This window comes from Acidimicrobiales bacterium, assembly GCA_036399815.1.
In the GTDB taxonomy this organism is placed as follows: Bacteria; Actinomycetota; Acidimicrobiia; order Acidimicrobiales; family DASWMK01; genus DASWMK01.
The window spans coordinates 1-6,732 of the sequence record DASWMK010000131.1 but is presented as its reverse complement, the minus strand read 5'-3'; the positions used below and the strand labels follow the sequence as shown (position 1 = coordinate 6,732).

Here is a 6,732-nt window from a genome sequence, read left to right as displayed (position 1 = left end):
TGCTCGAAGCGGGCGCCGGCGAAGCGCAGGGCGGCGACGGCGAGGGCGACCGACACGAGGGCGACGACGGGGACGGCCCGCCGCTGCACCAGGCCGGCGACCCTGGCGAAGAAGCCGCGGTCGTCGGCGGCCGCGCCGGCCCTCGCCGGGCGGACCCGCCCGCCGGCGAGGGTGAGGAGGGCGGGCAGCCGGGTGACGCCGGCGGCGACGGCGCCGAGGACGACGCCGATGCCGCCGACGGCCAGCGACCGCAGCCCGTCGCTGTCGAACACGAGCAGGCCGGAGAGGGCGACGGCGACGGTCAGGCCGGAGAAGGCGACGGTGGCCCCGGCCGTCTCGACGGCCCGGCGGACGGCGGCGACGACGTCCCGCCCGGCGGCCCGCTCCTCGCGGAAGCGTCCGACCACGAGCAGGCCGTAGTCGACGCCGAGGCCGATGCCGAACATGGTGACGACGTTGACGGCGTAGACGGCCACGTCCCCGACGGCGGTGGCGGCGAGGAGCACGAGCATGGCGACGGCGACGCTCCCGACCGACAGCAGCACGGGCAGGCCGGCGGCCACCACGCCGCCGAGCAGCAGCACCATCACGAGGAAGGCGACGGGCAGGGCGACCGTCTCGCCCCTGGCCAGGTCCTCGCCGGCCTGGGCCTCGATCTCGTCGTCGACGGTGTCCTCGCCGCCGACCAGCACCCTCGGCGCGGCGTCGACCGTTTCGAGGCGCGCCGTCACCGTCGCCGCCACCCGGTCCACGGCCTCGTCGGGCCCCGCCTCCAGGCGGACGACGACGGCCGAGGCGTTCCCGTCCGCGGCCCGGAGGCGGGGGTCGGGCGTGCGGTAGGCGTCGAGCACGGCGGCCACGCCCGGCAGGGCGGCGACGTCGTCGGCCGCGGCCACCACCTCGGCCCGCACGGCCGGGTCGTCCACCGGCGCGCCGTCGACCACGGCGTACAGCTCGGGCCCGTCGTCCGGCCCGGGCGGGGCGTCCCGCCGGAGCTCGGCCAGCCGCGCGTAGGCCCTCGCCGACTCGCCGCCGTCGCCGCCCATGTCCGTCGTCAGCGACGCGAACACGAGCGGGCCGGCGGCCACGCCGAGCACGAGCACGGCGACCCAGGCGGCGACGACCGTGCGGGGACGGGTGGTGGCGATGCGACCGAGGCGCCGGAACATGGGGGCGACGGTACGGACGGGCCGGCCGGCCGTCGTCCCCCCGGGGTCGGGTCGCGGCCTCCCCTGTCAGGGGGAGACGACGCCGTGCTCGTAGGCGAAGATGACGGCCTGGACCCGGTCGCGCAGGCCGAGCTTCATGAGCACGTTGCCGACGTGGGTCTTCACCGTCGCCTCGCCGACGTACATGGCCGCCGCCATCTCGGCGTTGGTCATCCCCCTGGCGATCAGCGCCAGCGCCTCCCGCTCCCTGGCCGTCAGCGGGGCCAGCGCCCGCTCGTCGGGCCCCCGCCCGGCCGGCCGCGCGGCCGCGAACGCCTCGATCAGGCGGCGGGTCACAGCCGGGGCCAGCAGCGCGTCGCCGGCGGCCACGACGTGCACGGCGTCGACCAGCTGCTGGCGGGGCACGTCCTTCAGCAGGAAGCCGCTGGCCCCCGCCCGCAGGGCGTCGAACACGTACTCGTCGAGCCCGAAGGTGGTCAGCACGAGCACCCGGGGGCCGTCGCCGTCGCCGTTGCCGGCCGCCGAGCGGATGCGCCTCGTCGCCTCGATGCCGTCCATGACCGGCATGCGGACGTCCATCAGGACCACGTCGGGCCGGTCGGCGGCGGCGAGGCGCACGGCCTCGGCGCCGTCGCCGGCCTCGCCCACCACGTCGAGGCCGGCGGCCTCGAGGATCAGCCGGAACCCGGCCCGCACGAGGTCCTGGTCGTCGACGACGAGGACGCGGACGGTCACGTCGGCAGCCGGGCCCGCACCGCGAACCCGCCGCCGGGCCGGGGCCCGGCCTCGAGGTGGCCGCCGATCATCGCCGCCCGCTCCCGCATCCCGACGAGGCCGAGCCCGTCGCCGTCGCCCGACGGCGGGCCGGCGCCGTCGTCGGCCACCTCCAGCGCGACCGCGCCCGGCTCGTAGCGGACGACCACGGCCGCCGAGCACGGCCCGGCGTGGCGGAGCACGTTGGTCAGCCCCTCCTGCACGATCCGGTAGGCCGACACGTCGACGGCGGCCGGCACCGGCTGCGCGTCGCCCTCGACGCGCAGGTCCACCGGCAGGCCGGCCGCCCGCACCTGGTCGACGAGGGCGGGGAGGGCGCCGAGCCCGGGCTGGGGCACGCGGTCGCCGCCGGCCGCGCTGTCCTCGCGGAGCACGCCGAGCAGCCGCCGCAGCTCGCCGAGCGCCTCCCTGGCCGACGTGGCGATGCCCTCCAGCACCTCGGCCGCCCGCTCCGGCCGGTCGGGCAGCAGCGCCTGGCCGGCCTCCGCCTGCACGGCGATGACGCTGACGTGGTGGGCGGTGACGTCGTGGAGCTCGCGGGCCAGGCGGACCCGCTCGTCGGCCACCGCCCGCCTCGCCTCCTCCTCCCGCCGGCGGGCCAGGCCGGCGGCGTGGGCCCGGTTGGCCCGCATGGACTCGCCGAGCAGCCAGGCCGTCCCGACGGTGAGGTAGGTCGTCGTCCAGTCGGCGAAGTCGGCGCCGCGGTCGACGAGGAGCACGGCGAGCACGATGGCGGCCGTCGCCACGCCGGCCCTGATCGAGGTCCGCCGGGACGAGTGGGCGGCCACCGAGTAGACGGCGACCATCACGCCGTAGTGCAGGGTCGGGTCGGGGTGGCTCGACAGCCCGTACGCGGACGCGACGACCCCGGCGGCCAGCCAGACGGCCACGGGGTGGCGGCGCCGGGCGACCAGCACGGCGCACTCGGCCACGAGCAGCAGGCACGGGGCGAGCAGGGCCGCGTGCTCCCAGTCGCCCCGGCGCATCAGCGGCTCCACGAGCGACGCGGCGGCCAGCGCCACCGCGAACAGGGCGTCGACGAGCAGGGGCGCCACGGGGCGCGACGGTACCGACCGCCGGCCGGGCCGTCCTCCCCCGCGAGGGGGAGATCGGCCCGCCCCGTCAGGCCCGGGTCACGAGCGACACCGACTCGAACTCGAGCACCGACGGGTCCACGGGAGCCCCCTCGGCGTCTTCGACCACGAAGGTCACGTCCACGTCCACGGGCTCGCCGTCGGCCTCGTCGACGATCTCGGCGAGCGGGAACGACACGTCGACGTAGGTGTCGGCCGGCGCCTTGTGGTGGCGCGGCCGGACGTCGTAGGGGTCGTCCGATCGGTCGGGGACGTCGCAGTGGCCGGGGCCGCCGAGGCAGGGGCCGTGACCGAAGAGGGCCAGCATCCCGGCGTACCCGGTCCCGAGCGAGCGCTCGGTGTCGAGCGTGGCGTCGGGGTTGTTGAGGAACAGGTGGGCGAGGTAGGAGTCGTCCGGCGGCCGGAGGTGGAGGAACTCAAGCGTGGCCCGCCGGTACCGCGCACCGACCGAGCCGAGCACGAAGGTGGCGTTCGCCCTCGCCTCCTCCGGCACCGTGTCCTGACCCGTCGCGGCGGCGAGCTCGCGCACCTCGTCGGCAGCCACCATGCGCTCCTCGTCAACGTAGGAGTAGCCGAGGGCGTAGACGTCGAGCGTGTCGGCGCCGGTCATGTTGAACGGCTCGCAGACGAACGACCGCACCTCGGCGGGGACCGCCACGGTCGGGTGAACCTGCTGCCACATGTACCAGTTGCGGTCGACGTTGGCGTGGTGGAGCCAGAACACGGGGTCGTAGGCCGCTGTCGGCACCGACCCCATGTCGCCGCCGACCCAGACGTGAAGCTGGTTGTGCGGGTTCTCGAGGTTGGCCGAGAACTCCGGGAATTCGGTCTGCACCATCGCGAACTCCAGGGAGGCGGCGATGGTCGCGAGCTGCGCCGCCGGCCGGGGAGCGCGACTCGTCGGCTGACCGGTCCACTGGTTGTAGGCCGACCGCAGCGGGTTCGGCTTGGTCTGCCCGTCGTCGAGGTCGACGTAGGTCTCGTCGGTGACCGCCGCGGGCAGGCCGTGCTGCTCCGCCTCGGGCGCCGCCCAGTCCCACCACGACAGGGTCACCGACGGGACCTGGTCCTGGAGCAGCTTCTCGAAGCGATACAGGTAGGCGCGGTGCCAGGTGGCGAAGTTGAGCGTGCCGTGCTGGCAGTACACCGGCGGCGGGGCGCCGTGGACGCCCGCGATCCACTCGTACCCCCGCTCGTCGTCGGCGTTGCCCGCGGGATCGACCGTCCCGTCGTCGGCGGTCGTGGCGGAGATGGCGTAGAGCCCCTCGAAGGCGTGGCGCAGGTCGTTCAGCTCGCGATCGGTCAGGTGGATGATGTTCTTCCGGTAGCGGACGCGCTTGAGCGCGCGACGGTATGAGTTGGCCCGTAGTGTCATGGTTGCCCCCCTCATGCCGGCTGTGCCGGTCCGCGTTGATTATCCTCCCCCGTCGGGTTCGGCGCTAGCCCGGGAAACGGCGAAGCGACACCCGGTCGAACCGGAACAGCGCGGGCGGGCGGGCCTCCCCGTCGGCGCCGACGACGTTCCAGGTGACCTCGATGCCGCCGGCGCCGGCGCCCGTCCCGGCCTCGACGGCGCCGGACAGGTCCACGTCGGCCGGGAAGGGAGCCAGCTCCCGGTCGAGGTCCTCCTGCGGGCCGAGGACGTCGCCGTGCCCGTACACGCCGATCGTCCCGGCCAGGCGACCGCCCACTCGGACCTCGACGACAAAGCTCTCGGTGCTGTGGTGGACCCCGTCGAAGTGGGCGACGATCCGGCCGGGGCCGGGGGGCGCCTCGAGGACCGCTCTCGCCTCGTCCATGCCGGCGGGCCTACCCGGTGACCAGGTCCACGAACTCACCCGCGACGTCGCCTCGCTCAAGGGCCGACCTCGGCGGCCCGGCGCTCCCTCGTGCGCACCAGGCGGTCGACGGCGTTGAGGTAGGCCCTGGCCGACGCCTCGACCACGTCGGTGGACACGCCCCGGCCCGACACCCGCGTGCCGTCGGCCTCGACCTGGATGACGACGTCGCCCAGGGCGTCGACCCCGCCGGTCACCGAGGACACGGCGAAGTCCACCAGGCGGGCGTCGACGCCGGTGGCGGCGGCGATGGCCTTGCAGGCGGCGTCGATCATCCCGTCGCCCTCGGCCGTCGCCTCCCGCTTCTCGCCCCGGCGCTCGACGACGACGGTGGCCGTCGGCACCTGCCCGGTGCCGCCCCGCACGTCGAAGCCGACCAGCTCGTGGCCCGCGCCGACCTGGTGGCCGAGCTCCTCGGCCACGATGGCCTCGAGGTCGGCGTCGGTCAGCTGGATCTTGCGGTCGGCCAGCTCCTTGAACCGGGTGAAGGCGGCGTCGAGGGCCGGGCCCTTCACCGTGATCCCCATGCGGGCCAGCGTGTCGGCGAAGGCGTGGCGGCCGGAGTGCTTGCCGAGCACGATCCGGCTGCCGGTCTGGCCGACGGAGGCGGCGTCGATGATCTCGTAGGTCGTCCGCTCGGACAGGACGCCGTGCTGGTGGATGCCGGACTCGTGGGCGAACGCGTTCCGGCCGACGACGGCCTTGTTGTACTGGACCGGGTAGCCGGTCAGGCGGGACACCAGCCGGCTCGTCCTGGCCAGCTCCTCGGTGCGGACGTTGGTGGTGAGGCCGTCGAACTGGTCGGGCCGGATGCGGAGCGCCATCACCACCTCCTCCAGGGCGGCGTTGCCGGCCCGCTCCCCCAGCCCGTTCACGCACACCTCGACCTGGCGGGCGCCGGCCTTCACCCCGGCCAGCGAGTTCGCCACGGCGAGGCCGAGGTCGTCGTGGCAGTGGGTGGACAGCACGTGGTCGCCGGCCACCTGGTGGCGGACGTAGGCGATGATCGACCCGAAGTCCCACGGGATGCCGTAGCCGACCGTGTCCGGGATGTTGAGGGTGGTGGCCCCGGCGTCGACGGCCGCCTGGAGCACCTCGATCATGAAGTCGAGCGGGGTGCGGGTGGCGTCCTGCGGGCTGAACTCGACGTCGTCGGTGTGCTGCCTCGCCCGGGCCACGCCCGCCCGCACCTGCTCGAGCACCTGGGCCTCGGTCATCTTCAGCATGTGCTCGCGGTGGCTCGGGCTGGTCGAGATGAACACGTGGATGCGGGCCCGCTCGGCGTCCCGGAGGGCCTCCCAGCACCGGTCGACGTCGGCCAGGTGGGTGCGGGACAGCCCGGCGATGACGGGGCCGCCCACCGACCGGGCGATGGCCCTGACGGCCTCGAAGTCGCCCTGGCTGGCGACCGGGAACCCGGCCTCGACCACGTCGACGCCGAGGCGCGCCAGCTGCTCGGCGATCTCGAGCTTCTCCGCCTGGTCGAGGGAGATGCCGGGCGACTGCTCGCCGTCGCGCAGGGTGGTGTCGAAGATCGTGACGGTCTCGGGCACGGGGGTCCTTTCGGGTCCGAAAAGCACAAGCGCCTCCCGGCCCGGAGGCGCAGGAGGCGTTCGGCGAGCACCGTGGGGGGTGCTCGCCTCAGGTGAGGAGGAGGACCGAGGTCAGGTGGCGGGTCGACATCCGCCGGCATCGTGGCCGACCGGGCGGGGGACCGTCAAGGCCGCCCCGGACGCCGGATACGGTGTCGAGTCCCTCTCTGGCGGGAAAGGACGGTGCCGGTGACTGGTCGATCGTTCCGCGTCGGGCTGGCCGTCGGGCTGCTCGCTGGCGCCGCGCTGGCCGTCACCGTCGCCC

6 protein-coding genes are annotated in these 6,732 nt (G+C 75.1%); all 6 read right to left on the bottom strand.

What is annotated here, in order from left to right; all coding sequences use genetic code 11:
• A partial coding sequence (locus tag VGB14_09100; protein ID HEX9993069.1) for an MMPL family transporter occupies nucleotides 1-1,169 on the bottom strand: 1,169 nt, incomplete at its 3' end.
• A gap of 66 nt (nucleotides 1,170-1,235) precedes the next feature.
• The gene (locus tag VGB14_09095) at nucleotides 1,236-1,904 is read right to left on the bottom strand and encodes a response regulator transcription factor (GenBank protein HEX9993068.1); all 669 of its coding nucleotides are present in this window, start codon (nucleotides 1,902-1,904) and stop codon (nucleotides 1,236-1,238) included.
• Nucleotides 1,901-2,998, bottom strand: a complete 1,098-nt coding sequence (locus tag VGB14_09090) for a histidine kinase (protein ID HEX9993067.1) — start codon at nucleotides 2,996-2,998, stop codon at nucleotides 1,901-1,903. Before VGB14_09090 ends, VGB14_09095 begins: the two co-directional genes overlap by 4 nt.
• A gap of 67 nt (nucleotides 2,999-3,065) precedes the next feature.
• Complete coding sequence (locus tag VGB14_09085; protein HEX9993066.1) at nucleotides 3,066-4,412, bottom strand: tyrosinase family protein; 1,347 nt, start codon at nucleotides 4,410-4,412, stop codon at nucleotides 3,066-3,068.
• Between the two features lie 64 nt (nucleotides 4,413-4,476).
• Nucleotides 4,477-4,836 carry a hypothetical protein gene (locus tag VGB14_09080; GenBank protein ID HEX9993065.1) on the bottom strand — a complete coding sequence of 120 codons (360 nt, stop codon included), beginning with the start codon at nucleotides 4,834-4,836 and terminating at the stop codon, nucleotides 4,477-4,479.
• A gap of 56 nt (nucleotides 4,837-4,892) precedes the next feature.
• On the bottom strand, nucleotides 4,893-6,428 hold the full coding sequence (locus VGB14_09075; GenBank protein HEX9993064.1) for a 2-isopropylmalate synthase: 1,536 nt from the start codon (nucleotides 6,426-6,428) through the stop codon (nucleotides 4,893-4,895).
• Nucleotides 6,429-6,732: the final 304 nt, after the last annotated feature.

Bases quoted from the DNA above. Each gene is read 5' to 3' on its own strand.
- VGB14_09085 (HEX9993066.1), bottom strand. From the start codon at position 4,412: ATGACACTACGGGCCAACTCATACCGTCGCGCGCTCAAGCGCGTCCGC.
- VGB14_09080 (HEX9993065.1), bottom strand. From the start codon at position 4,836: ATGGACGAGGCGAGAGCGGTCCTCGAGGCGCCCCCCGGCCCCGGCCGG.